This window comes from Thermosipho sp. 1244 (assembly GCF_018588215.1).
Taxonomy (GTDB): domain Bacteria; phylum Thermotogota; class Thermotogae; order Thermotogales; family Fervidobacteriaceae; genus Thermosipho; species Thermosipho affectus.
In genome coordinates, this window is sequence record NZ_LNGA01000004.1 from 26,647 (window position 1) to 50,908 (window position 24,262).

Sequence of the window (24,262 nt, forward strand, 5' to 3'; positions counted from 1 at the left end):
TTAATTTTCCTCCTTCCCATTAACTACGGGAAGTATTTTTGTTTCGAATATTTCTTTGGCATTTTCCGGAGAGACATTTGTTATCAACTGTTCTTCAACTTTTATAACTACAGCCTGAGCACAAGGGCCGAGACAAAATGATCCCTTCAATTCGATTTTGTCCTTAAGCTCATATTTATCGATTAATTCTTGAAAAGTTCTAACTACCTTTTCTCCTCCCTTTAAATGACAAGCACTCCCCATACAAATATATATTTTTTTCTTTCCAGTTTCTTTCATTTTTTCACCCCATTTTTAATAAACATATTAAGTAGGCTTTTTGCAATACGTGGATCTGCCAAAACGCCAGGGCCAGCAATACATCCCCCATCACAGGCCATCCCTTCAATTATATCTGTGTCTAGTTTGCCATTTGAGAGTTTTTCAAGAACGTGTTTACATTCTGCAAGTCCATTGGCAACCGTAATATTTATACTTTCAGCTTTTTCATTTCCCGCTATTTCTCTAACATAGTATTTTAATGCATTACTTACACCACCTGATGTTGCAAATCCCCATGCAACTCCTGTTGCTTCATTTAATGTCTCCTGTTCACATTCAGCGGGCTCAATTTGCAAAGCAGCAAACATTGCACCAATTTCTTCAAATGTTAAGACGTATTCGGGTATTTTCTTTTCAAATGCTTCGAGTTTTTTAGCTAAACATGGACCTATAAACACTATGCTATGATCTGGATAATCTTTTTTTAATTTTTTTGCAAGCATAACCATTGGTGATTCTATTGGTGATATGTATTCAGCAAGATTAGGGAACTCATTCTTTACAAAATTCACATATGCCGGGCAACAAGAAGTTAACATAGGACCACCATGTTCTATGAAATGTTTGGCTTCTTCTTTTGCAACTAAATCAGCACCGATTGCAACTTCAAATGCATCTGCAAACCCCATTATTTTTAAGGCTTTTTTAAATTGTTGAACGGAAACTTTTCTTCCAAATTGAGATACTACAGATGGTGCGAATATAGCTAATAGCTTTTCACCTGTACTTAGTTTATGTGCAACTTGCAATATTTGCGAAGGAAATTCAAGTGCTCCAAATGGACACGCCACAAGACAAGCACCACAGCCGGTACATTTTTCTTGAGAAACTTCTATGGGACTTGTCTTTGTTTTTCCTATGGCTTTCGGTATACAACTTTTCTCACAAGGTCGCTCAAGTTTAATAATAGCATCATATGGACAAGCAGATGAACACAGACCACAACTAACACATTTATCGTAATCTATAATCGCACGATTTCCTGAACTTGTTATAGCTTTTTTTGGACAAACTTCCATACAAGAATGTGCTATACAGTTTTTACATAAATCTGTCACATAGTATTTTCCACCTGGACAGTCATTACAAACATCCTTTATTACTCCTAATTCAGGATTTTCTGCTAATAACGTTGATGTACTATTTGCGATTTTTTCTATGTTTTCTGCTATTTCATACAATTCAAGATCTTTAACCTTTTTATAATCAAGTCCGAGAACAAACTTTATCTTTTCTTTTAAAATTTCACGTTCGTAAAAAATACGTCTCCTATCTTCACTGTAAGTATCTGGAATTAACTTTCTTGGTATTTTTGGAAGAATTTCTTTAAGATTTCCACTTTTATAACTTTTAATTATTTCCATATATATCATTCTTCTTAACTTAATTACATTATTAAGAACAAATCTTCTCATTTGATCTCCTCCAGACATGAAAATATTATTTCCTTTAATTTTTCAGGTGTAACTCCGTGATATGTGATTTTATTCACTTTTATTATCGGAGGGGTACGTCCTTCATTACAATCACCAAAGCATAAAGAACACTTAAAATTTAAATGTTCTTTTACTTCTTCAGGAAGATTTTCAATTGTATCTATCAATATACTTGATCCCATCAAATGACAGGTAGTTCCAACACAAACCTCTACGTCGACCTTCTTTGGATTATCCATATGATTCCCCCCCTTAACACATATTGTAATATTTTTCACAATTATATGTTACCATCATTTTTTTAGTTTTTTGTTTAACCAAGATTAACAATAAGAAACAAAAAAAGAAACGAAAAATTTTGTAATTTAGTTTTAATTTATTTTACCATAAAATAGTAGTAGTTTATGGTAGAATTACAAAAAATGTCTTTCTTGAAGCAGATATGTTTAAAAAATATTTAATGTATAAATAAAAATGTGGGAAGTTTTCAAAAATGGTTGTGGATGATAAAATAATATACAAGGCAAACATCAAAATATAAAAGAGGTGTTAAAGGAAGATGACAAAAAAAGATAAATGGCCCATACAGATACCTAGACCTAGTTTTGAAAGACTAAAAAAGTACTATGCGTATTTGATGCAAATCGATGAAGATTATATATCATCTGATGAGCTTGCAAATAAATTTAACATAAAACCAGAACAAGTAAGAAAGGACTTTACGCATCTTAATATTACTGGAAGACCCAAAAAAGGCTATCATATCCCTTCACTTATAGAAGAACTTGGTGAGTTGTTCAGTACGGGGACCTTGGAGAATATAGTAATAGTTGGTGCAGGAAGTCTTGGAAGTGCTCTTGCAAAATACGCAGGATTTGAGAATATAGGAATAAGAGTTGTTGCAATATTTGATAATGACTCAAAAAAAATAGGAAGTTTTGTGGGAGAACTTTCTGTTCTTCCCTTGTCTTTTCTTGAGAGGGTTATAAAAAGATTTAAAGTAAGGATAGGTATTATCTGTGTTCCAGAAGAAAGCGCTCAAGAGGTAGCAAATTTACTAATAAAAAAAGGGATAAAGGCAATCTGGAATTTTTCGCCTGCTATACTAAAAGTACCAGAAACTATAATAGTAGAAAATCAAGATATTACTTCTGGGATACTTACTATAAAACATATTTTGACAGAAAAGTGAAAAGTGCCAACATGAGCACCACACCATCCCCCCCGTTTTTGGGGGGTTATGCGTAGTTATCGGGAAGATCGTTTTCAAATAATATTACATCACCTTGTTTTAGAAATGTTTTAAATTTTTCGATAACTTCATCCAAGGAATTTACAACAAAGATTTCTCCTTTAAACCCAGCATCATTTAGCCCTTTTAAAATCTTTTTTGTTCTTTTTTTATCCACCAAAAATACAACATCTACGTACTTTGATATTAATTTTCCCAATTTGTAATGTTCGTCGTCTTCTCTTTCTCCTAATTCCACAAAACCAGGAGTTACTAATATCTTTCTTCTATCATTAAAAAGTGATAAATATTCAAGTGCCATTTTAAACCCCTTTGGATTCGAATTAAAGGTATCATCTATTACAGTTATTGTATCGTCTCTAACTATTTCTAGTCTGTGTTTTGGTTTGGCTATATTTTTAGCCCTTTCTATTATTTCCTCCACTGGTACCTTTAATTCAAAAGCGCTAACAATGGAAAGTAGTAAATTTATTATATTTTCCCTTCCGTATACATTTGTTTTTATTTCAAACTCTTGGTTGTTGGGAGTTTTAAGTATAAATTGTGAGCCATCTTTTTCCAGTCTTAAATCTTTTACCTTGTATTGTGCTTTTTCATTTTTTATTCCACAAGTTATAACCTCTGCATCTATATCTTTTATTAATTTTTCTATGTTTTCATCGTCTAAATTTACTACAATTTTTTTCCCTATCCTCTTATCTGTTAGGTAGTTTTTAAAATTTTTTATTATATTTTCCATACTGTGAAATTCTTCAAGGTGTTGTATACCAATAGAAGTTAATATGGATATATCTGGGTGGAGTAAGTCAAGTAATTTATCATATCCGTAGTTGTCATTTTCCGCAAGCTCTACGACAAATATTTCGTGCGACTTATCTAGTTTTTCGCGGATTACTTTTGTAATTCCCATTGTAGTGTTGTAGCTTTCCGGTGTCATAAGTGTTTTGTAGTGTTCGCTAATGAGATGGGTAAGAAAGTATTTTGTACTTGTTTTTCCATAGCTTCCCGTTACTGCTATAATTTGTGGTTTTAGATGTTTTACCTTTCTTTTAGCATCTTTGTAGTAGTATTCATTGATTAAGTGTTCGATAGGAAGCATTAACGCATTTATTAAAAAATAATAAAATGAATTAAATAAGCTTATGAAAAATAAAATAGATTCGGATAATAAACTGCTTGAATGTATAGCCCATAGTAAACAAAAACCAAAAATTACGTATGAAACGTATAATAATCTTCTTAGGCGTTTTGTAAAAACAAGTGGTTTTTTCTTTTTAACCAAAACAAAGTATCGCAAGTCAACGTATATTGAAATTACCAACAATGCAATTGCAATGTATAGGTTGAAAAAATAAAAGACAATAGATAGTACAAATAGTAGATTAACCAAGTACCTGTTAAGATGTGAAAATATCCATTTTAAATATTTTTTTTCGGAATATTCTTCAAGTTGTAGCATATGAAGAGAATAAATGGATCTAATTACAAAATTTGAAACAAATAGGAGCAAAAATATCTTTTCAAGCATACTAGCCTCCTAAAAATGTTTTTAAATCGTTTAAGAATCTGTCGTAATTTTCCAAAAATGGAAAGTGTGAGACATTTTTGTAGATTATAAGCTTTGAATTTGGGATTAATCTTTCAAATTCTTTTACAACATCAAAAGAGACAGAATCGTCTAGGTCGCCCCAAATAATTAACGTTTCACTTTTTATTTTCTTTAATTCCTCGGATATGTCTTCATTTACCACGACTTTTAAAATTTCGCGCATTATACCTTGAGAATTTTTGAAATCTTCTGAACCAAATCTTTCTCTTAAATATTGTGTGTTGAAGTTTAAAAATTTAAATACTTTTACCAGTAATTTATAAGTTAATACTTTGTATCTTAACTTTAAGTTTTTTCTTCTTATACCAGGTGCAGAAATTATTACTAATTTATCGAGCCACTTTGGATTTTTTGATGCCAAAATAGCGGCAATCTTTCCGCCAAAAGAGTGTCCTACCAAAGATATGCTATCTAAGTTCAATGATTCAATAAATTTTTCAATAGTATTTGCATAATCAAAACTAGACATTACAAAAGGAGGTTTTGAACTTTTTCCAAAACCGGGTAAATCAACTAATATTGAGGTATATTCTAATTTTTCTGCAATTGGTTTAAAATAAGAAAAATCTGCACCCCAACCGTGCAAGAAAAGTATATTTTTTTTACCTTTAGGGATTATTTCATAATGTATCATTTACCCACCTTTAAATTTAAAAGATTTGTATTGATAGATAAGATTTTATTTTCCTTATCTTTGGCCCTTTCAAGTCCTATATTTATCATGTTATCGATTATTTGTGAAAATGTAAAACCACTTTGTTGCCACAGATAAAATGCCAATGCACCTGGTATAGAATTTACTTCGTTTACGTATACTTTGTCTGTTACTAGAAAATCTATCCTTACATTTCCTACACATTCCAATGCCTTGAATGTTTCTATAGCTACTTTTTTTACCTCTTTTGCTAATTTTTCATCCAGATTTGCCGGAATAATATGATTGGAAAATTTTTTGCCTTTTTTAAAGTATTTTTCCTCAAAGTCAAAAAATTCTTTTTCTTTTACTATTTCTTCAAGCTTTGATACCAAAATGTTTTTATAACCCATTACGGCGCAATTTACTTCTTTTGCATCAATCCACCTTTCTATCAGTACTTTATCATCAAATTTAAGAACAAGATCTATTGCCTCTTTTAGTTCTTCTCTATTGTCAACTTTTGAAATACCTATGCTTGAACCTAATCTTGCAGGTTTCACTATCATGGGATAGCTTAATTCTTCTTCGCATTTTTTTAAAAAATCCTCACTAGGTTTTGTTGTATATTTAAAATCTACTACTGATATACCTTTTTCTTTTAATAGAATTTTTGTTATAACCTTGTCCATTGAAAATGCAGAAGAGTAAAAATCACTCCCAGAAAAAGGAATGCCAAAAAATTGACACATACCTTGAAATGTACCATCTTCTCCATTTGTTCCGTGAAATGCAAGGAAACAAAAGTCGATATAGTACTTTTTTAATCCTGATTTTAAAACTAATTTGTTTTTTTGGGGAAGAATAACATCAATTTTTTTGGCTTTTTTTAACGTGGAATCAATATCCTTAAAATTTTCTATATTTTCAAGTATTTTTCCCGTAAACCATTCACCTTTTTTTGAAATGTAAATGGGAACAACGTTGTATTTTTTCCTATCTATGGAAGATAAGACTTGATTTGCTGTTATTATCGAAATTTCATGTTCAACGCTTTTTGAACCGAAAAAGACTCCGACGTTTAGCATATATCCCTCCTATAACAGGTGTTTTTGCAACATTTCGGCAATAATGGCAGAGGGAAATGGTGCAAGCCTTTTGAAATTACTTTTTATCTCTATTTCACTGCTTTCTAGACCTTTGTCTACTACTATTTTCAACGAACAAAATTCTATACCATTTTCTGCACAAACCTTTGCTATTGCCGCACTATCCATATCTACTATTTCTGCTTGTGTTTCTTTGTAAATTCTTTCCTTTTCTTCTTTTGAGTTTATAAAAGAATCACCGCTTGCAATAATCCCAAAAATTGTATCGTTGTATATATCGTATATTCTTTCAACTAAAACATCAGAAGCCTTAAATGATGATACCGTTTTTTCTCTAAACCCTATATCGTGTTCTATGTACTTTGTTCCACAAACTATATCCCCAATTTTTCTTTTTTCGTTTATTGCGCCTGCCGAACCGCAATGTATTAGGTATTTAGGATTGAATTTATCTATTAAAACTTGGGCCATCATTGCAGATTCAACTTTTCCAATTAATCCATATACAAGTAGCACTTCATTTGCACCTATTAATCCCCTCATATAAGGCCTTTTTAATATTTCACCATTTTCTAAAACGGGAAGTAGTTCCCTAAAAGCACCTAAAATTTCTTCCCTTAAGACACTGGTTATAACAATCATTATTTCCCTCCACCTCTAATTACCATATGTACTTCAAAATCTCCTTCTGAAAAGATATTCAAAGGAAGTTTTAATATTACACCTTCTGCGGTAACTTGAATATCTTTACCTGTGATTACAGTAGGAGGTGTAATATCTACTTTATACCCTACTTTTTCAAGTTCCATTGCAATTGATCCACTAGTCATGTTTCCCAACTCACCTAATGCGCTCAATGCAAGTTCATCTAGATTCTCATATGGCATTCCCATCATGGTACTAACCACTTTAATTGCTGTGTTTTTGTTAAAAGAATAAATTAAGTTACCATCTATGTCTCCATTAAAACCTATAACTGTAACTATGGGGTATTTTGGTTCAATTCCTTTGGAGATTGAAGGTTTTGAAACATTAGGTTCAACTTTAAGTACCATTTTAAAGGTAGATTTTACCGCTGAAATTAGTGAGTTAATTATTTTTGCATCCATAGATTCACCTCCTTATCGTATGTAAACCGTCCAAATTTTCCTTCTGAAATTGATTTGAATATATTATTTTTGGTTCTTTCAAAGTCCACAATTCCACCTTTTGAGATAAATCCCCTTTGTTTTCCATATTCTTCCAAAAATTCCTCAAAGCTTTTATTGATGTTTAATTCATCTTTAAAAAGTTCATATGCCCGAGTAATTATATCATATTTTTCTATTGATTCTACAGGTAAAGAACCAATAAGGAGTAATTTAGCAGCTATGTCTTTGTTAAATAGCTTTGAGTATAATATTCCAGGGGTATCGAGTAATTTTACATTTCCCAAGTTTATCCATTGTAACCCCCTTGTTATACCTGGAGCCATCCCCGTTTTTGCCAGCTTTCTACCTGAAATTTTGTTTATTATAGACGACTTTCCCACATTTGGAACACCTGCTATTAATACACGTGTTTCTTTTAATTTTTCTTTTGAAAAGGATTTAATAAATTTTTTAATTTTACTTACAGGTTCTTTTTTTGAAAAAGATATAACAGGTGATTTTTCACTTATTTTTTTTATCCACAGATTTGTGTAGTTTTCATCTGCTAAATCTGATTTGTTTAAAATATAAAGGATCTTTTTTCCAAAAAATAATTCTCTTTCAAAAGCGGTAGTTGCAAGTGGAGCCCTCGCATCTAAAATAATTAAAATTGTATCAACCGCTTTTAGGTATTCTTTTATTTTCCTTTTTGCCTTACTTATGTGTCCTGGATACCACATTACTTGGGCACCACCAAAGTACCTACATTTTCCTCCCTTACAGCGGAAAGTAGATTACCCTTTTTAAAGAAGTCCATAACAAGTATTTTCATATCATACCTTTTACATATGGAAAATGCTTCGGTATCCATAATTTTTAATCCTTTTTCTATTGCTTCATCGAAAGTGAGCATATTAAATTTCTTTGCATCGTTGTATTTTTTTGGATCTTTATCGTATATACCGTCTACTTTTGTACCTTTAATTAGTATGTCTGCTTTCATTTCAACAGCTCTCAATGCGGCAGCTGTATCTGTGGTAAAGAATGGATTACTTGTTCCGCCTGCAAATATTACAACGTATCCTGCATCAAAGTATAGGTTTATATCATCGTAATGTATGGGTCTTATCGACGGTAGAGATGTTACTTGTGAAACAACGACAGTTCTTAGGTGATTTTTTTCAAAAATATCTTTCAGATACAATGCGTTTATTACCGTTCCCAACATACCTATTTGATCTGCAATAGTTGGGGATAACTCTTGCATTTCTCTGCCTCTAAATAAGTTACCTGCACCAATAACGATTCCCATGTTTGTCCCGTATTCTAGTATCTTTTTTAACTCCTCAACAAGGTATATGATGTTTTCATGGTTGAATCCTTTTTCACCTTCACCGCTTAGTACCTCTCCACTGAGTTTTAAGAGGATTCTTTTGTACATATTATCCCTCCAACTTAACAATATCCTTAAAAGTATTTGCCAGTCTAATGTCACTTGTTAATAGTATTATTTGCCTTCTCTTTGATTCGTGATTTAAGATGTCTATTACTCTTTTTAGTCTTTCGTTGTCGTACCTTATAAAAGCGTTGTCAATTATCAATGGAAGGTTGTGTTCTGCCATAGTTTTAAAGAGTGCAACTTTGTATGCAAATAACATTTGATCAAAAGTAGCAGCACTTAGAAATTCCTCTGGATTTAATTTTTCACCGTTTATATTTAACCTTACAGAAAGGTTATCCTCGACAATAATTGGCATGGTTTCATTTACTATGGAAAGTAATATCTTAGTAAATTCTTCCTTGAATTTCTTTCCATAGGTTTCCACATATTCTTCTAGTCTTTTTCTTAATATTTCTTTTGCCTTTGAGATATTTGATAAGTATACTTTTAGAGATTCGATTTTTCCTATAATTTTTTCTTTTTCCTGTATTTTTTCCAATAAAGTTTCAAAAGAGGGAATTTGTTTTAGCTCTTTTGAAAGTTCCTCTTCAATTTCCTTATTTTTTCTTCGTAATTCTTTTATTTCAAATTCCAAATTTCTGATTTCTTCGGGTAATATTTCGTTGTCCAACATAGATTGGTATTTTTCAATATCAGATTCTACCCTTGTAATATTTTCCGTTATAGTTAGATATTTACCGTATAGATTATCAAAATTTTTGATTTCATCAAGTGAGAGCTTTAGTTCTTCCACTAATTTATTGAGGGTAAGTGTTGTTTCATCTTTTTTCTTTAATTGATTTTCCATTTCGGATTTTACTTCATATATTTGTTTTTCCAACGAGGATTTTGTAAGAATTAGCCTTTGTACTTCATTTACCAACCTTTCAAGGTAAGAAATACCGGAATCTATAATTTGGGCAGCACTTCCCAAATTAAAATCTTTTAATTCCTTTAAAATTTCAGATTCTAACCTTTTAAATTCTTCACTTGTACTTTGATAATCTTTCTTTCTTGTCTTCCATTCAATAAATTCGTAGTATCTTTGTCTTAATTCTTTTAGTGACTTTAAATTATATTCTCTTAGTAAGCTTAAGTACCTAGGACGTATTATTTTTTTCTTCATCAATTCATCTATTTCGTTTCTTATTATTTCTGCTGTTCCTTCCTTTTTTCTCCAGAGAACTGTTTCAATAAATCCAGCAATACCCGTGATGATTGTTCCGCTAAATAACCAAAGTGAAATGTTTTTCATAACAAAGCCAAAAATCAACGAGATCAAAGCCGCAAAGAAAAAGACAAAAGAAAAATCCTTGTGAATTTTTATAGAAGAAGAAATTTTATTTAAATTTTCTTTTAGATCGTCAATTTTCTTTTGTATTTTGTTTTGGTTTTCTTTGTGTTTTGCTTCTTCTTCTTCCAGTTCATCAATTAAATTTTCCTTTTCAGTAAAGAGTTTCCAAAGTGGGTTTTCCTCTAGTATATCTTCTAATTTATTTTTCTTTTCGTCATACATCTTCTTTAATAAAATTAAATTTTTAATTTTAAGGTTGACCGTTTCAAGTTCTTTTTCATCTTTTATATTCAAATTTTTCATTTTTCCCTCTAATAGGGATTCAATATTTTTTAAATTATTTAAAAGTTCGTTGTATTGTTTTGAAATTCCATCTATGTTTTTGTTGAGTACTTCTAGTGTATTCATAAAGTCCCTAACTTGTACTATTTTTTCCCTATCAATTTTGGAGATTCTTGAAAATTCTTGTAAAGACATGTTTAATTCTTCTTTTTTTAAACTCAAGCTTCTTATTTTGTCATTTAATTCCTTTATGTATTTTCCCTTTTCTTCTTCCAATTTACTTTGTTTGATGATTAATTCATTTTCAACTTTTTCCTTTTCTTTTTTCAATTCTTTTTTGTACAGTATATCTTTATTGTATTTTTCAATTTCTTTCTTTATATCCAAAATTTGTGCGTCAAGTTCAACTATTTTTTTATTTAATTCTTCAATGCAATATTGGACTTTTTCGAAATAATTATTTGAAGCTGCAATAGCTTCAGTTAATCTTATTCCCCACTCATTTTTTTGCATTTTCTTTTTCATATAACCTATAACAAAGGAATCTTTTTCCCTTAACAGGTCTAATTTTTCGTTTTCCTTTATAAACCCCACTGTTTCAAAGAGTTCTCTATCGACAAGAGTGTTAAATTCTCCATTTAGAAAATCCACTTTGAATGTGCCTTCATCCGTTGTTATTTCACCACCAAATTCGTAATGGTTCCAGGGCTCGTATTTTTTGATTTCATCGCCTGGTTTTGATAAAGCGTTAAGAATAAAGTAGGCTATAGTTGTTTTTCCAGAAGCGTTAGGGCCAAATATAACGTTTAATCCAGGTTTGAACTTTAATTCTTTGTTTTTTATCTTTCCAAATCCATTTATTTTTAATGATTTAATCAACATACGCTACCACCTCGCAAAAGATCAAGAAGTACAGCTTTTGTGGTGTCGTTTTCTATATCCTCTAGTACTTTTCTTTCAAATAAATTTTTGTAATCTAATTCTTTGTTTTGAGAAATTACAATATAGTCGTCTTTTAAGGCGTCTATCCTCTTTTTATCAACTAGTTCATTTACAACAAGTATGTTTTTTGAATATTTTTTTTCTGGTAATTTATTTAAGTTGTTTAGGTAATAAATCCCCAATGTTTCACAGTCGAGTCTTTCTAATTTTCCATCTTTTTCAATAACCGGTAAATTATTAATAGGAGAGGTGCTAAACTCAAGTTTTTCATCTAGTATTTCAAAGTCTTTAAAATAAACCGAAAGTATTTCTTCAACCTTGTCGTATGTTCCATATTCACCTAATACATTATAAAAGATAAAGTGGGCATCTTGGTATTGTTTCGAGAGCAAATCTAAAACGGAAAGTTTTAGTTGATATATTATATTCCATAACATGCTTACCCGAAAAGGTACAGAATACAGTTCTAAATTTGCGACTTTAATTTCCATATATCTTAAACCCCCTTAAAGAAGATTAGCTGCTTCGGTGGCTAATAAGGATCTTTCACCTTTTTGCAAGATTATATGTGCCGAAATTTTGCTGTTTAAAAATCTACTTGCGGCATATACAAGTCCATTGCTGTCTTTATCTAAGTATGGAGTATCTATCTGATATGGATCACCCAAAAGTACTATTTTTGTATTTTCACCTGCCCTAGTTAAAATTGTCTTAACTTCGTGTGGAGTTAAGTTTTGTGCCTCATCTATTATTATAAATTGATCAGGGATGGATCTTCCCCTAATATATGTTAGTGCTTCTATTTCAATTATACCTTTTTTCATGAATTCTTTCATGTTTGTATTGGAAAGTCTAAAAAGATATTCTAGATTATCGTAAATAGGTGACATCCAGGGTTTCATTTTTTCTTCGTAGCTTCCCGGTAGATAACCAATATCTTTTCCGCCCATTGCCACAAGTGGCCTTGCCACTATTATTTTTTCGTATTTTTGTTCTGTAAATGTTTTTTGTAGCGCACAAGCAAGTGTAATGAAGGTTTTACCAGTTCCTGCCATTCCAATTAATGAGACTAATTTTATGTTGTCATTTAGTAGAGCGTCCATTGCGAAAAATTGTTCCCTGTTTCTTGGCTTTACATTCCACGCTGTTATTTTTCTGGACATTTGTAATAGGTTCTCGCCGTCGAATCTGTAATATTTATCCAAGTTGTCTATGTATGCGTTTGGATATAATAAACCTTTGTCCAAGGTTTCTATGTTATGAAATTCAAAATATCCGGGAGTCAAAGATTGAAGTTCTGATCTATCGGAAAGATAGTCTTGGGAAGGTATGCCCAAGGAATCCGCCTTGACTCTTAAGTTTATATCTTTTGATACTAAAAAAGTAGGTTGTTTTGTAGATTTTAAAATGTGTAGTGTATAGACCAAAATCCAGTTGTCTATGTATTTTTCGTATAGAAAATCTATGTCTTCGTGATCTTTTTTCTTTAAAAATACGACTTGTATCTTCCCACCATTCTTTAGTTTAACACCTTCTGATAACTTACCTTTCTGTCTTAAACTATCTAATTCCCTTATTGCATGCCTTGCAGATTTTCCAAGACTTCCCGTTTGTCTTTTTAAATTATCAAGTTCTTCAAGTACGGGAAGTGGTATTATTACATTGTTGTCCTCAAATGCATAAATAGATTCTGGATCGTGTATTAATACATTTGTATCTAATACAAAATTTTTAATCATTGCCCATCCCCCCAAAATCTTACAAATTCTCGTAAGTTTTCAATACCAATTTTTTCCGATAATTTTAAAAATACTTTAGCAGTTAAAATAGCATCTTGCAGCGCCCTATGTGGAACTTTACTTCCTAGTTTAAATTCTTTTACAAGACTTTCCAAACTTCTGCGTTTTCCGTATAAACTTTCGGATATTTCCAGGGTATCTATGTATTTTGCATTTATAGGAAATTGACCTACTTCTTTTGTCGCAATATCCAAAAATGAAAGATCCATAGTTGCATTGTGCATCACTAATATAGTGTCTTTTGTATATGCTCTTATATTATCTAAAACCCTTTCCAAACCTGGTGCATCTGCAATTTGTGCATTTGAAATACCGTGGATTTTTTCAGATAATGCTGGAATAGGAATACTTGGGTTTACCAATGAATGATATATCCAGCTATCAACTATTTTTCCTTTGTATACAGGTACAATTGCAACTTCAATGATTCTGTCGCCAAACCAAGGGTTAAGGCCTGTTGTTTCTGTATCAAGAACGCAATATACATTTTCTTCCACGATTTACCTCCTAAACTATTAATTCTTCTCCTCCACCCCTTGCAATTACTATTTCTCCTGCTTCTTCCAATCTTCTTACGATATTGATAATTTTTTGTTGTGCTTCTTCCACGTCTTTTACCCTTACAGGTCCCATAAATTCCAGTTCGTCTTTTAAAAGTTGTGCAGCCCTCTTGGACATGTTGTTGAATATCTTTTCTTTTAGTTCTTCTGATGCACCTTTTAGTGCAACTGCAAGATCTCTTGTGTCAACTTCACGTAGCACAAGTTGTACTGATCTGTCATCGAGTTTAAGCAAGTCTTCAAAGACAAATAGTCTTCTTCTGATTTCTTCTGCAAGTTCTGGAGATTCATACCCGAGTTTTTCCATAATGCTTTTTTCCGTTGCCCTATCTATATTATTGATAATTTCCGCCGCTGTATCTACACCGCCCACTTGACTTAACGTTTGCATACCAATTCCACTGAATTTCTTTTCAAGGTTCTTTTCTATTTCCCTTACCACATCAGGTGATGCACGTTCGAGTAACGCTATTCTCTTTATCACTTCTGCTTGAATATTTTCTGGGAGCGCGGACAACACTTTAGCTGCAAGTGGCGGTTCTAAAAAGCTCAACACCAAAGCAATTGTTTGTGGATGTTCTGATTGTAAAAAATTAACAACTTGCATGGGATCAGCAAGTTTCATAAATTCAAACGGTTTTACTTGAAGATTTGAGACAAGCCTTTCAATAACCTTCATTGCTCTTTCTGGACCGAAGGCTTTGATAAGCATTTCTTTTGCATAATCTATACCACCAGAAAGCAACATTTCCCTTGCTTTTGAAAGCTCTTTAAATTCCGATAGAACTTGTTCTTTTTCGTCGTCTGTTACTTTACCAAGATTTGCAATTTCTATTGTGAGTGTTTCGACATCTTGTTCTTCAAGTTGCTTTAATACATTTGCCGCATTTTCTGGACCCATTAAAACCAAAAGTATTGCAGCTTTTCTCTTTCCAGGTATATTAACTTTATCTGGCATTGGCTCACCCTCTTTCAGACATCCAAATCTTAATTATGGCTGCAGTTTCTTCAGGGGACTTTACTGCAAGTTGTTTTGCGTAATCTTTTAGTTCTTCTATAACCTTTTGTGCTTCGCTGAGTATTTCTTCTGCTTCTTGTCCTCCTTCTTCTTCTACTAATTTCTGTGCTTCTTCTTCTAGCATTTTGTACCTTTGAAGTACAAGTTTTCTTGCTTTTGATTTTCTAATTTGTAGTAATATTCCATATGAGCTAAAGAACATCAACACTGTTGCAATCAAAAGGAGTGTTATTTTGAAAACAATATCCTTTTTTAATTGTTCTGTTTGGATTAATTGTTGATATTGTTCTTCAAGTTCTCTACTAAATGGGATAAAGGCAAGAGAATAAGAAATATTCGATGGGCTTGCATTAGCTGCTATACTTTTTTGGATTATATCTGATACTAATTTGTTGATTTCGTCTTTTGAGACTGTATTAAAGACTGTTGAAGAAGAATCTATTATAACAGAAACAGATATGTTTTCTATTTCTCCTTCCATATTTTGTACGACGTTTTCCACTATTTGGTTTAATTCGTAATTTGTAATTTCGTGTGATTTTTCATACAGTGAACTATTTGATCCCTCTACGCTTTGATAGTAAGTTGTTGGAATATTTGATTCTGTCCCCACAGGCCCACCGTCTGCGGGTTTAACGGTGGATTTCTCAGTTTCTGTTTCTTTGCTCCTTAAAAGTCCTCCTTTTGGAGAAGAATAAGTTGTGATGGTTTTTTCGATCTTTTGCCAATTAAGGTTTATATCGGTTATTACTTCTACTTTTCCAAAGCCAAATACAGTTTCAAGGGCAGGTTGTATTTTGTTTCGATAATAGTTTTCAAGTTGCATTTTTAATTCCGTTTTTGTGTTAGCAGCATATGTGTTTTCGTCAAAGTTTACAAGATCACTTAATGCCCTTCCAAAATTATCCACCACTTTTACATTTTCCGGTTTTAGCCCTTCTACTGCGCCTGTTAAAAGGTATACGATTCCCTTAACTTGTTCTTTTGAGATAGTTGCTCCAGGTTCTAGTACCAATTGAACGGATGCGCGCGTTTCAGCCATCTCACCACGTACATAGTAGGTATATTTAGGAAGAGTTAAGTGCACCCTTGCATACTTTACACCGTTAATAGTTGCAATGGTTCTTTCTAGTTCTCCTTGTAAAGCCCTCTGATAATTGACTTGTTTATCAAAACTTGTTGCACCAAAACTGCTCTGATCAAGTAGTTCAAATCCCTTTGAAGATGCACCTAAAATTCCACTGGAAGCAAGTTTCATCCTTACTTCGTATACATTGTAAGAAGAAGGTATAAATATCCTATTACCTGCTTCGACTTTGTATGGTATTCCCTGCGATTCCAGTTGTTGTATAATTGCGCCTGCATCTGTTTCGTTGTTTGCGGTGATTAACAATACATATTTTGGAGCATTTAAAATTACAGCAACCACTAGTGCAAAGACTATTGCTAAAATTAATGAAGTAAATGCTATTTTTTGGTTTTTATTGAGCTTTTTCCAAAAATTTGGGATGTTTGACAAACTATCTAAGAATTTTCTAAACCATTCCAAGGAATATCACCTCAGTATAGAAATCTAAGATAAAAGTTTTCAAAGTCTGGATCAAAACCAAGGCCAATACGCCAATACTTGTTCCCGTATCCCACTTCAAATTGGAAATTTTTTAAACTAAATCCCTTTGAAAAATCATAAGATAACTCATAATTTGTGCCGACAGGTTCAAAGTGCGAGTAACCTAAAATGGGACCAATTGATATATTAATATTATACCTTAAATTATACCCGAAAACAATTGACGAAAAATGATCTAATCTAAAATAAGACTTTCCACCAATTTCTATAGGATAGTTATTCTCTTGGATGATTAACTTTGAAGATATATCAAAGTAAATAATTCCTAGATAATCAAAAATACTACCAATTTCAAAAAACGAAGTATTTGTACTTTCATTTAAAAACCCACTTTGTAAGTATAACACATATCTATCGTATAAATTCGTATTTCTGCTAATTTTCCTTGAAGCAGAGATTACTTTTCTTGCGTAGTTTTTTCCCGCGTCTAGATATTTTCCTTTTTTATAGTTTGTTTCTCCGATATTGTATATCGCCAAAACAGTATATATATCTTGATATTTTTGGTAATAAAACCTTATCATTCTATCAGCACCAAGAAGCGCTTGTTTTGGATTCCATACATTGTTTATTCCATAATCCAACGCTGCATCTGCCTTAAATTGAGCAACCCCCATTGCACCGATATTTGAAAGGGCATGTATGTTAAAACCAGATTCTATGTATGCTAGTCCTTTGACTATTTCTGGGAATCGCATGGTATCGGTAAATGTATTGTATGAAACAATTTTGTAAACATAAGGGGTGTATATGGATATTTTTCCCGCGTTGTTATAAAATTGTACTTGCAAACCAAGGTTAGATTTGGTAATATAATTCAAAGGATCTAGCATAAAGGCATATAGATTTGATGCAATTATTAATAGAAAAACGTAAAGTGCTTTTTTCATAGAATCCCTCCTAATTAAATATGATACCATAAATTAGAGGTGATTTAAATGATTTGGAAAATAAAAGTAAAAGATATTATAGCGAAAAGACATATGAAAATAGAAGATGATTATTATACAGAGACTATTAATTTGCACACAGGAACTTACAAAGTAATAGATAACGTATTTCACGTGAAAATCTCTATAGTTTATACAGACAACACAATAATAGTAGGTGGAGTAGTGAAGGGAAAGATCGAAAGACCTTGTGATAGATGCCTTGAAACATCTATTTTAGAACTTGAAGGAACAATAGAGGGAATATACGATTTAGAAAGTGAACCAAATTTTAAAGATTCTGAAATAGAAAATCTAAAAAATGTGATATACTACAAAGGAGAAGTAATAGATCTTGAAGAGAGAATAATAGAAGCACTTGTTGTAAGTGCTCCTGATGTTTTTGTATGTGACGAAAATTGTAAAGGTTTGTGCCAGTATTGTGGTGAAAATTTAAATTTACATCCGGATCACAAGTGTGAAAAAATGGAAGAATTTTCGATAGACCCTAGATTTGAAAAACTTTTGAAGTTAAAGGAAAAATTAAGCAATAATTAATCAAGGGAGGGATTTTTCGTGGCAGTACCAAAACAAAAGAGGTCAAGAAGTAGAACCCATCACAAAAGGGCAAAAATCTACAAAGCATTTTCCGTACCCGTATCTGTTTGTCCAAATTGTGGTGCACCGAAACTTCCACACAGAGTTTGTTTGAACTGCGGACACTATGGTAAAAAACAAATTTTTGAAGTTGCAGAATAACTATGAAAAAAATAGCTATTGATTTAATGGGTGGTGATTTTGCGCCAGCGAAGATCATGGCTGGCGCTTTGGCTTTTGCAAAAGATAATCCAGATGTTGAACTTTACTTGGTAGGTATAGAGAAAAATTTTAAGGAAATTTCCCTTCCAAGTAATTGTAGAAAGGTTGTTGTGGAAGATTATCTGCCCATGGATGTAAAACCAACAGAAGCTATAAGACGCAAAAATAGTACTATGTATCAAAGTTGCAAATTGGTGAGAGATAACGTAGTGGACGCAGTTGTAAGTGCAGGGAACACAGGTGCACTACTAGCTTGTGCTACATTTGTTGTAGGAAGGATAAAAGGAATAGAAAGGCCTACACTTGCCGTGCCAATTCCTACAAAGGATGGTTTTTGCATACTTACAGATGCGGGTGCTAATATTGATGTTAAACCATCTACACTTTTGCAATTTGCCATAATGGGCGTTGAATACGCAAAATTTATGGGAATAAAAAATCCTAAGGTTGGTTTATTAAATGTAGGAACTGAGGAAAATAAAGGCACAAAAAAAGAGCAAGAAGCTTTTAGACTCTTGAGAGAAAAATTTGGAGAAAGCTTTAAAGGAAACATTGAGGGAAATGATATAAACATGGGAAAGGTAGATGTTGTAGTCGCTGATGGTTTTCATGGAAATATTGCCATGAAAACAATGGAAGGTGCTGCAAAATTAGTAATTGAAATTTTAAAGTCAAACATAAAAAAGAACATAATTTCCGCACTTGGCGCACTTCTTATGAAACCCGTTTTTAACAAGTTAAAAGAAAAATTGGATCCGAGAAAGTATGGTGGAACGTTTTTTGTAGGAGTGAATGGAATTGTGGTTAAAGCCCACGGGAATTCGGATGAAGTTGCAATATATCACGCACTAAAGGTTGCAAAACAAGGTATAGAAATTTCGTTGACCTCGAAAATTGAGGAGGCAATAAAAGATGTGTGGAATAGTAGGGATAGTGGGAACTGAATTTAATTTAAAAGAGCTTGTCGAAGATTTGCAAAAACTTGAATACAGAGGATATGACTCAGCAGGAGTTGCATTTTACGATAACGGAAAGATATCAATACAGAAATCCATAGGTAAAATTAAAAATTTAAAATCAAAGATACCTCAAAAGAGGACGTCAATTGGAATAGCACACACAAGATGGGCAACGCATGGGATTCCAAATGATATAAATGCACACCCGCATACGGATTGTACGGGCAAAATCGCCATAGTACATAATGGAATAATTGAAAATTACTATGAATTAAGAGAAATGTTAAAGGCAAAGGGTCATGTTTTTAAATCGGATACAGATACAGAGGTTATAGCGCACTTAATTGAAGAACACTTTAAAGGAGATTTATATATAGCGGTTTTAGATGCTATAAAGCTTTTAAAGGGTGCATACGCGATTGTGGTTATGCATTCTGATTTTAGTAATATGCTTGTAGCTGCACGCAAAGGAAGTCCGCTTGTTTTGGGAAGAGGAAAAGAAAAAGTTGTGCTTGCATCGGATGTTACACCTATTTTGCGGTATACAAAAGATGTAGTCTTTTTGGAAGATGGAGATGTGGTGCTCTTAAAAGATGGAGAATATAAAATAACTGATTTAGGTGGGAATGTAGTTTTAAGAAAAGTATACCATATAGATTGGGATGAAGCATCTGCTGAAAAAAGCGGGTACAAACATTTTATGTTAAAAGAAATAATGGAGGAACCAGAAGCAATAGAAAGTGCACTTGTAGGCAGGGTAACACTTGAAGGACCTGTTTTAAATGAATTAAAGGAATTTAACGTTGAAAAGGTTGAAAAAATAAAACTTGTGGCGTGTGGCACTAGTTATCATGCAGGTCTTGTATTTAAATATTTTGTTGAAAAACATTCAAATATAGATGTAGAAGTGGATGTTGCATCTGAATTTAGGTATAGGAATATACATGTAGATGATAATACATTTGTTATTGCTATATCCCAATCTGGAGAGACTGCAGACACGCTTGAATCGGTAAGGCTTGTTAAGAGAAAAGGTGCAAAAGTTATTTCAATTTCAAATGTAGTTGGCTCTACTATTACAAGAGAAAGTGATGTTACTGTATTCATGAATGCAGGTCCTGAAATCGGTGTGGCTGCTACGAAAACTTATGTTAATCAACTTATGGTACTCTATATTTTAGGTATGCACCTGTTGAGAATGAAAGGAATTTGGAATGATGAACTTCAAAGAGATTTTGAGTTTTTAAAGCAGGCACCTGAGGTTTTTAGAAAAATTCTAAACAATATAGATCTTGAAGAAATTTCATCGTATTACAAAAATTATCATCACTTTATGTATATTGGACGCGGGATAAATTATCCAACAGCACTTGAAGGAGCGCTAAAGTTAAAAGAAATAAGTTATATAAATGCAACGGCGTATCCTGCCGGGGAGTTAAAACACGGACCAATAGCGTTGCTTGATCCAACTTTTCCAGTATTTGCAATAGCACCAAAGGATAATTTATTCGAAAAAACAAAGAGTAATATAGAAGAATCAAAGGCAAGAAATTCTAGAATAATTGCAATTACAAATGAAAGTAACAAAGAACTGGAAAAGATAGTAGATGATATTATATACGTTCCTGATAGTCCTGATGATATGTATCCACTCACAATTTCGCCAGTGATTCAATTGTTTGCCTATTTAATTGCGGATATGAGGGGATATGATCCGGACAAACCTAGGAATTTAGCAAAAAGTGTTACAGTTGAGTAAGATAATAAATACGGAGTGAGTTATCACTCCGTATTTTTTTTATCATATCATGTTATTTTTAGGTTAAATGTGTTAAAATTAAATTACCAAGTATTACAACAAGGAGGGGATAGTATGAGAAAGTTGGTCGCTGTTTTATTTATTGTTTTTATGGTTTCAGTGTTTTTTACAGCAAGTTTATCGGAGATAAAAGAAAGAGGAGTATTAATTGTTGGTACGGAACCTACTTTTCCGCCGTTTGAATTTGTGGATCAAAATAACAGTATTGTAGGTTTTGACATTGACATTGCAAAAAAGATAGCAAATGAACTTGGGGTTGAACTCAAAATATTAAACCTTCCGTTTGATTCGCTTATTCCTGCGATTATGTCTGATAAGATTGATTTAATAATTGCGGGTATGACGATAACAAATGAAAGGGCGAAAGTGATTGACTTTTCTATTCCGTATTTTAACGCCAACCAATCGATAGTTGTAAGAAAAGGTGAGAATTTCTCTCCAAAATCACTTGAGGATTTGAAAGGAAAAAAGGTTGCTGTTCAATTGGGAACAACAGGTGATTTGGTGGTTTCCAAGATTAAAGGAATAAAAGTTACAAGATTTCAAAAATTTACAGATGCGTTTCTTGAACTTCAAAACAAACGTGTTGATGCAGTAGTTTTAGATGAGGCAGTGGCTAATGCGTATGTAAAGAAATTCCAAAAATTCTTGATTTCTTCTGTGATAGATACAGGGGAAAAATACGGTATTGGAGTAAAAAAAGGAAACAAAGAATTGTTAGATTTTGTCAACAGTGTTATTTCAAATATGTTTAAAAGTCCATATGATATTTTAGTTGAAAAGTGGTTCTAAAGGGGGAAAATAATGGAAGCAATAGAGGTTGTTTTAGAAAATTTACCATTTTTGCTTTTGGGAGCTTGGGATACCTTAAAACTCACTTTTTTTTCAGTTTTAATTGGATTGATTCTTGGAACATTTATTGGTATGGGTAGATTATCCAAATTGAAGGTAATTAATATACCATCAACTGTTTATGTTGAATTTTTAAGAGGGACACCTCTTTTAGTTCAAATATCTATAGTTTATTTTGGATTACCGCAACTTGGCATACAACTTGAAGCATATCCAGCAGCAATTGTAGCTTTAGGTTTAAACAGTGGCGCATACATTGCAGAGATAGTTAGAGCTGGTATACAATCTATACCAAAGGGACAATATGAAGCTGCAAGATCCCTTGGAATGTCCCATTTTCAAACTATGAGGTATATTATACTTCCTCAAGCTTTTAAAAACATTTTACCAGCCCTTGGAAATGAATTTATCACACTAACAAAAGATAGTTCGCTTGCATCTATAATTGGAGTTACCGAACTTATGAGGCGTGGTCAATTTGTGATAACACGAACCTTTCAAACATTTTCCATATACTTTGGTATAGCAATAATCTATTTTGTGATGACGTTTACAATATCTAGAATTGTAAGGGTTGTAGAAAAAAGGATGGAGATAGCATGATTTTGGAAGTTAGAGATTTGCATAAAAGTTTTGGAGAGTTAAAGGTATTAAAAGGTGTGAATCTAAGGGTTGAAAAAGGAGAGACTATAGTAATAATTGGTCCAAGTGGCGGTGGAAAGAGTACTTTTTTAAGGTGTATAAATCATTTGGAAGATTATCAAAAGGGTGAGATAATTTTTCTTGGAAAAAAAATAGAAAAAGATAAGAGTATAAACGAAATAAGAACAAAAATTGGTATGGTTTTTCAGCACTTTAATTTATTTCCACATATGACCGTTTTGGAAAACTTGATCCTTGCACCTACAAAGGTTTTAAAGATGTCAAAAGAAAAGGCAGTAGAAAAAGCAAAGAGTTTGCTAGATAGGGTGGGTTTGAGTGAAAAGATAGAATATTATCCAGATAATTTGTCAGGTGGTCAAAAACAAAGGGTTGCCATTGCAAGAGCATTAATGATGGATCCCGTGCTTATGTTATTTGATGAGCCTACATCTGCTCTTGATCCAGAACTTGTAGGTGAAGTTTTAGAGGTAATGAAGGATCTTTCAAAATCTGGTATGACAATGATAGTGGTAACACACGAAATAGGATTTGCAAGGGAAGTGGCAGATAGGATAATCTTTATGGATAAAGGAGTAATATCAGAAGAAGGAAAGCCAGAAGAATTTTTCAAAGAGCCAAAAAATCAGAGGACAAAAGAATTTTTAAGACACATATTAAAATAACCTACAATTTTAGATTTACTTTCGAAAGTGGAATAAATAAAAAATCAATTTATTAATTTATCAAACAGCATGGTTTCGGTACTTCACCAGACCATGCTGTTTAGTTTTTTGTATCTCTTTTTATTGTAAAATTTTATGGTTTATGTTATTTTTTTGGGGTTGTTTAAAAAATAGGAAAGGATTAATTCAAAAACAAAAGATAGATGCAAAAACATAATAAAATACTTCTTTTAAAAATAAATAAAAAATTTTATGTATAAATTCCAGAAAACATAACAAATTCATATTTTATGAGTTTTCTTGTATGCTATTCTCAAATCTGGGGAGATTATATCATCTCTCCTTTTATTTTTAAACAAACACAAAGATAAAAAGAAGTAAAAATAGGTTTCCATTCCTCATAGGTATGTTCTAAACCAAGAGATAGAGATAGCGAATATGAAACCGAGGGGCTAAGTAGTTTCCATTCCTCATAGGTATGTTCTAAACTGATAAGAGTTCTAAAAAGTGACGAAAGAATTTTTTTCGGTTTCCATTCCTCATAGGTATGTTCTAAACGATATAGGGTATATACATTGGAATGGTAGCAATTGGTTTCCATTCCTCATAGGTATGTTCTAAACATATTATGGCAAGAAAAAATATTGAAAAAAGGATTATAAAGTTTCCATTCCTCATAGGTATGTTCTAAACAGATGAATTTGTTTATGTTGAACGTTTGTTCGCTTTATTAGAGTTTCCATTCCTCATAGGTATGTTCTAAACAAAAAACTTTTGCACCTTCAGGAAAGGTCGCGAGAGTTACAACTGTTTCCATTCCTCATAGGTATGTTCTAAACTCGGCAAAAACAACATACCCTAAACCAAAGTAAAATCAGAGTTTCCATTCCTCATAGGTATGTTCTAAACCAATTAAGAACCTCATAAATTATTATAAACCACATTATTTTCGTTTTGATTAACCGGAAGTTACCTTAAAGTAAACACGTTATTTTAAGCCATATACAAGCTTTTTTTGTTAACGGAAAAGGTCATCGAATATTCCTTATATTTTTCACCTTAACCCAAACGTTACAATTAGTTACAATCGATATTTTATTAA

At 32.3% G+C, this 24,262-nt stretch carries 25 protein-coding genes and 1 CRISPR repeat array; of the genes, 8 read left to right on the forward strand and 17 right to left on the reverse strand.

The genetic code is table 11. The annotated features are described in order from the left end of the window. The 3 genes from AS157_RS00785 to AS157_RS00795 are packed head-to-tail and all read right to left on the reverse strand — an operon-like array spanning position 1 to position 1,996. Complete coding sequence (locus AS157_RS00785) at positions 1–279, reverse strand: (2Fe-2S) ferredoxin domain-containing protein (protein WP_077289042.1); 279 nt, start codon at positions 277–279, stop codon at positions 1–3. Next, entirely contained in the window at positions 276–1,736 is a 1,461-nt protein-coding gene (locus AS157_RS00790) for a monomeric [FeFe] hydrogenase (RefSeq protein WP_197023174.1), read from the reverse strand. The genes AS157_RS00785 and AS157_RS00790 overlap by 4 nt, the downstream gene beginning before the upstream one ends. After that, entirely contained in the window at positions 1,733–1,996 is a 264-nt protein-coding gene (locus AS157_RS00795; RefSeq protein ID WP_077289040.1) for an NAD(P)H-dependent oxidoreductase subunit E, read from the reverse strand. Before AS157_RS00795 ends, AS157_RS00790 begins: the two co-directional genes overlap by 4 nt. 320 nt (positions 1,997–2,316) lie before the next feature. Between AS157_RS00795 and AS157_RS00800 the strand changes: the two genes are divergently transcribed. Next, on the forward strand, positions 2,317–2,949 hold the full coding sequence (locus AS157_RS00800; RefSeq protein WP_077289039.1) for a redox-sensing transcriptional repressor Rex: 633 nt from the start codon (positions 2,317–2,319) through the stop codon (positions 2,947–2,949). A 46-nt stretch (positions 2,950–2,995) separates the two neighbouring features. Here the strand turns inward: AS157_RS00800 and AS157_RS00805 are convergent, their stop codons facing one another. Genes AS157_RS00805 through AS157_RS00870 form a run of 14 tightly spaced genes read right to left on the reverse strand, consistent with a single transcriptional unit; the run spans position 2,996 to position 17,347 of the window. After that, a complete protein-coding gene (locus tag AS157_RS00805; protein ID WP_077289038.1) occupies positions 2,996–4,537 on the reverse strand; it encodes a Mur ligase family protein in 1,542 nt (513 codons plus the stop codon). A gap of 1 nt (position 4,538) precedes the next feature. Then, a complete protein-coding gene (locus AS157_RS00810; protein WP_077289037.1) occupies positions 4,539–5,252 on the reverse strand; it encodes an alpha/beta fold hydrolase in 714 nt (237 codons plus the stop codon). Next, the gene (locus AS157_RS00815) at positions 5,249–6,340 is read right to left on the reverse strand and encodes a D-alanine--D-alanine ligase family protein (protein WP_077289036.1); all 1,092 of its coding nucleotides are present in this window, start codon (positions 6,338–6,340) and stop codon (positions 5,249–5,251) included. The genes AS157_RS00810 and AS157_RS00815 overlap by 4 nt, the downstream gene beginning before the upstream one ends. 9 nt (positions 6,341–6,349) lie before the next feature. Next, a complete protein-coding gene (locus AS157_RS00820) occupies positions 6,350–7,003 on the reverse strand; it encodes a 5'-methylthioadenosine/S-adenosylhomocysteine nucleosidase (protein ID WP_077289035.1) in 654 nt (217 codons plus the stop codon). Continuing rightward, on the reverse strand, positions 7,003–7,470 hold the full coding sequence (locus AS157_RS00825) for a chemotaxis protein CheX (RefSeq protein WP_075665609.1): 468 nt from the start codon (positions 7,468–7,470) through the stop codon (positions 7,003–7,005). Before AS157_RS00825 ends, AS157_RS00820 begins: the two co-directional genes overlap by 1 nt. Next, the gene (gene ylqF, locus AS157_RS00830) at positions 7,455–8,231 is read right to left on the reverse strand and encodes a ribosome biogenesis GTPase YlqF (RefSeq protein WP_077289034.1); all 777 of its coding nucleotides are present in this window, start codon (positions 8,229–8,231) and stop codon (positions 7,455–7,457) included. The genes AS157_RS00825 and ylqF overlap by 16 nt, the downstream gene beginning before the upstream one ends. Then, positions 8,231–8,932: a UMP kinase gene (gene pyrH / locus AS157_RS00835; protein WP_077289033.1), complete on the reverse strand. Its 702-nt coding sequence runs from the start codon at positions 8,930–8,932 to the stop codon at positions 8,231–8,233. The genes ylqF and pyrH overlap by 1 nt, the downstream gene beginning before the upstream one ends. A 1-nt stretch (position 8,933) precedes the next feature. Beyond that, on the reverse strand, positions 8,934–11,390 hold the full coding sequence (locus tag AS157_RS00840; RefSeq protein ID WP_077289032.1) for an ATP-binding protein: 2,457 nt from the start codon (positions 11,388–11,390) through the stop codon (positions 8,934–8,936). Next, positions 11,384–11,941, reverse strand: a complete 558-nt coding sequence (locus AS157_RS00845; protein WP_077289031.1) for a hypothetical protein — start codon at positions 11,939–11,941, stop codon at positions 11,384–11,386. The genes AS157_RS00840 and AS157_RS00845 overlap by 7 nt, the downstream gene beginning before the upstream one ends. A 15-nt stretch (positions 11,942–11,956) precedes the next feature. Further along, positions 11,957–13,189 (reverse strand): PhoH family protein, encoded by a 1,233-nt coding sequence (locus tag AS157_RS00850; protein WP_077289030.1) that lies wholly within the window; start codon positions 13,187–13,189, stop codon positions 11,957–11,959. Continuing rightward, positions 13,186–13,749: a 3'-5' exonuclease gene (locus AS157_RS00855; RefSeq protein WP_077289029.1), complete on the reverse strand. Its 564-nt coding sequence runs from the start codon at positions 13,747–13,749 to the stop codon at positions 13,186–13,188. Before AS157_RS00855 ends, AS157_RS00850 begins: the two co-directional genes overlap by 4 nt. A 7-nt stretch (positions 13,750–13,756) precedes the next feature. After that, positions 13,757–14,767 carry a flagellar motor switch protein FliG gene (gene fliG, locus AS157_RS00860; RefSeq protein ID WP_077289028.1) on the reverse strand — a complete coding sequence of 337 codons (1,011 nt, stop codon included), beginning with the start codon at positions 14,765–14,767 and terminating at the stop codon, positions 13,757–13,759. Between the two features lie 4 nt (positions 14,768–14,771). Continuing rightward, positions 14,772–16,376: a flagellar basal-body MS-ring/collar protein FliF gene (fliF, locus tag AS157_RS00865; RefSeq protein ID WP_077289027.1), complete on the reverse strand. Its 1,605-nt coding sequence runs from the start codon at positions 16,374–16,376 to the stop codon at positions 14,772–14,774. A gap of 11 nt (positions 16,377–16,387) precedes the next feature. Continuing rightward, positions 16,388–17,347, reverse strand: coding sequence for a lytic transglycosylase domain-containing protein (locus AS157_RS00870; RefSeq protein ID WP_077289026.1), 960 nt, complete (start codon positions 17,345–17,347; stop codon positions 16,388–16,390). A gap of 48 nt (positions 17,348–17,395) precedes the next feature. Here AS157_RS00870 and AS157_RS00875 point away from each other — a divergent pair, with 48 nt between their 5' ends. From AS157_RS00875 to AS157_RS00905, 7 genes are all read left to right on the forward strand, one after another. Next, positions 17,396–17,944: a YceD family protein gene (locus AS157_RS00875; RefSeq protein WP_075665599.1), complete on the forward strand. Its 549-nt coding sequence runs from the start codon at positions 17,396–17,398 to the stop codon at positions 17,942–17,944. Between the two features lie 18 nt (positions 17,945–17,962). After that, the gene (gene rpmF / locus AS157_RS00880) at positions 17,963–18,145 is read left to right on the forward strand and encodes a 50S ribosomal protein L32 (RefSeq protein ID WP_075665598.1); all 183 of its coding nucleotides are present in this window, start codon (positions 17,963–17,965) and stop codon (positions 18,143–18,145) included. A gap of 2 nt (positions 18,146–18,147) precedes the next feature. Further along, entirely contained in the window at positions 18,148–19,149 is a 1,002-nt protein-coding gene (plsX, locus tag AS157_RS00885; protein ID WP_077289025.1) for a phosphate acyltransferase PlsX, read from the forward strand. Next, positions 19,118–20,923: a glutamine--fructose-6-phosphate transaminase (isomerizing) gene (gene glmS, locus AS157_RS00890; RefSeq protein WP_077289024.1), complete on the forward strand. Its 1,806-nt coding sequence runs from the start codon at positions 19,118–19,120 to the stop codon at positions 20,921–20,923. The genes plsX and glmS overlap by 32 nt, the downstream gene beginning before the upstream one ends. A gap of 114 nt (positions 20,924–21,037) precedes the next feature. Further along, positions 21,038–21,775, forward strand: coding sequence for a basic amino acid ABC transporter substrate-binding protein (locus tag AS157_RS00895; protein ID WP_077289023.1), 738 nt, complete (start codon positions 21,038–21,040; stop codon positions 21,773–21,775). A gap of 12 nt (positions 21,776–21,787) precedes the next feature. Further along, positions 21,788–22,438, forward strand: coding sequence for an amino acid ABC transporter permease (locus tag AS157_RS00900; protein ID WP_143608971.1), 651 nt, complete (start codon positions 21,788–21,790; stop codon positions 22,436–22,438). Next, positions 22,435–23,160, forward strand: a complete 726-nt coding sequence (locus AS157_RS00905) for an amino acid ABC transporter ATP-binding protein (RefSeq protein ID WP_077289022.1) — start codon at positions 22,435–22,437, stop codon at positions 23,158–23,160. Before AS157_RS00900 ends, AS157_RS00905 begins: the two co-directional genes overlap by 4 nt. Before the next feature lie 387 nt (positions 23,161–23,547). Further along, positions 23,548–24,069: direct repeats of the CRISPR family, unit length 30 nt; unit sequence GTTTCCATTCCTCATAGGTATGTTCTAAAC. Positions 24,070–24,262 lie beyond the last annotated feature (193 nt).